We start from the raw sequence: 2,448 nt of genomic DNA on the forward strand, positions 1-2,448 counted from the left end.
ACTCCCGTTTATCAGCTTGTCTTATACCAGCAGGGCTAAACGGGTCGATTCCGCATTCCTCCGTTTACTTATCGTAAGGAGGAATGCGAAGTCCCCTGGGAGCTGAAACTAGACACCGCGCAAAATTATATATTTTCGTATCTTATAATACAGTACACTGCCATTACTAAACTATTATAAGCATTCAATTACTATGATCTATACAAATTTCTTCTATAGTAAAAGTGAATCCCGTTAATCAATATCAGAAGAAATCCGGAAAATAATTAAGATAGAATGATTATTATCTTTCTTTCCACTTATTACAATCGAATGTCTTGGAAAACGAAATACACATTCTCCTTCACTCCGTCCTTTTTAAAAAAGAACCGTTTTATTCTTCTCAACAATTACTCGATCTTCAATATGCCATTTTAGTCCACGAGCCAGGACACTTCTTTCTATATTACGACCAATTTTCTTTAAATCTTCTACAGAATCACTATGACTTACACGATTAATATCTTGTTCGATAATTGGACCCTCATCTAAATCGTTGGTTACATAATGGCAAGTAGCTCCAATTAACTTTACCCCTCTTGCATAAGCACGTTCATACGGACGTGCCCCAATAAACGCTGGCAAGAACGAATGATGGATGTTAATAATCTGACTTGGGAATTGCGCAACAAAATTCGGGGTCAAAATTTGCATATAACGCGCAAGTACAATTACATCAATTTCATGCTCTTTTAACATTTGGATTTGTTGTTTTTCAACCTGTTGGCGTACCTCTTTATTAGCTGGTATATAGTAGAAAGGTATATTTAATGCTTCGACAAAATCTCTCGTATCTTCATGATTACTAATTACCATTACGATATCTACCATCATATCTCCACTTTGATATTCCCATAACAACTCTAATAAGCAGTGTGGCTCTTTCGATACAAAAATAGCCATTTTCTTAAGTTCTGACACATAATTGAAGGAATATTCCATACGGAATTTCTCTGCTATCACATAGAAAGCTTGCTCCATATCAGAGCGAACTTGCGATAACTGTGGTAGTTCAAATTCCATTCGTAAAAAGAAGGTGCCGTTATCTGGATTTGAAGAATGCTGACTCGATTCTACAATATTCGCGTTATATTCATATAAAAAACTTGAAACAGCTGCCACTATTCCTGGTTGATCGGGGCACTTGATTAATAATCTTGCTCGATTTCCAAACTGTTTCTTATATGAATTCTTTTGTTTTTGCATTATATCTCTCATAACATCCCTAACCTTTGCGTAAATTTATTAATAATTATACAGAAAAACAGAATAAAAGAATATTTATTCAAAATACACTGAAAACACCAAAATAACAACCACACCAATCGACCTTGTTCGACAAATTATCACAATTTGTTCATTTTTTCGAGACATTTAGCACATAAATAATAGTGAATTAGTTATAATTGAAGTACAATAGTATGTAGTGTTTTTTTACAATCAAAGTAGGTTATGGGAAAACATACAAATAACTAAAACAATAATAACTGTATTGCATAAAAAACATATAAGGACAGATTTCATGAATTCAAAAAAAATTGCTTGGATTACAGATAGTGCAGCCTTTATCCCTGAAGATTTAAAAAATCATCCAGACCTTTATACCATCTCTCATGGCATTAATTTCAAAGATGCCTCTTATGAAGATGGTGTAAATTTAACCACCGAAGTACTCTACAAAAACATCAATGAACAAAAAGAAATTCCGAAAACATCTCAACCATCTATTGGCAAAATAGCTGAATTATGTGAATCACTGAAAGAAAATTATGATGCAGCCATTGCCGTCCATGTTTCCAGCAAATTAAGTGGTACACTATCGAGCGTTGCAGCTGCTGCAGAGCTTGCTGATTTCCCATTAGAAGTTGTCGATTCTACCGCCATGTCTTATGTAATTACAACGCTCCTTTATAAAGGATTAGATATGCAGACACAAGGTATTGACTATAAAGAAATCGCTTCCTTCTTGCGCGAAGACGCTACTAAAAATGAAAATTATATTCTTCTTGGTAATTTAGATCAATTCTATAAAGGTGGTCGCATGTCTGGCACACAATACTTGCTTGGCAATTTACTTAAGATTAAGCCGATAATCCGTATTCACAAAGGTGAATTTGAGTTATTTGAAAAAGTGCGTTCTGAAAAGAAAGCTTTAAAGAGACTGCTTGATCTTTTCGGTGAAGCGTATCAAAAATATAAAGTTAACAAAATTGAGATTATGCACGGAAATGTAAAAGCAAAGGCACAAGAATATAAAGATGAATTTCTTAATCATTATCCAGGTTTAGAAGTAATAATTGGCGAGATAAGCTCTTCTATTGCCGTACACGCTGGAGAAGGAACAATCGCTATTATCTGGCACAACGAACCTAGATCCTAACAATAAATTTAAGAAGCAGAGCTTTAGAG

General features: G+C 34.3%; 2 protein-coding genes. One reads left to right on the plus strand and one right to left on the minus strand.

Translation table 11 applies throughout. The annotated features are described in order from the left end of the window. Positions 1 to 357: 357 nt before the first annotated feature. Positions 358 to 1,257 carry a formyltetrahydrofolate deformylase gene (gene purU / locus V7014_RS05520; protein ID WP_335504990.1) on the minus strand — a complete coding sequence of 300 codons (900 nt, stop codon included), beginning with the start codon at positions 1,255 to 1,257 and terminating at the stop codon, positions 358 to 360. A 304-nt stretch (positions 1,258 to 1,561) separates the two neighbouring features. Between purU and V7014_RS05525 the strand changes: the two genes are divergently transcribed. Further along, positions 1,562 to 2,419: a DegV family protein gene (locus V7014_RS05525; protein WP_335504993.1), complete on the plus strand. Its 858-nt coding sequence runs from the start codon at positions 1,562 to 1,564 to the stop codon at positions 2,417 to 2,419. Positions 2,420 to 2,448 lie beyond the last annotated feature (29 nt).

This window comes from Bacillus sp. JJ722, assembly GCF_036963345.1.
GTDB lineage: Bacteria > Bacillota > Bacilli > Bacillales > DSM-1321 > Bacillus_AD.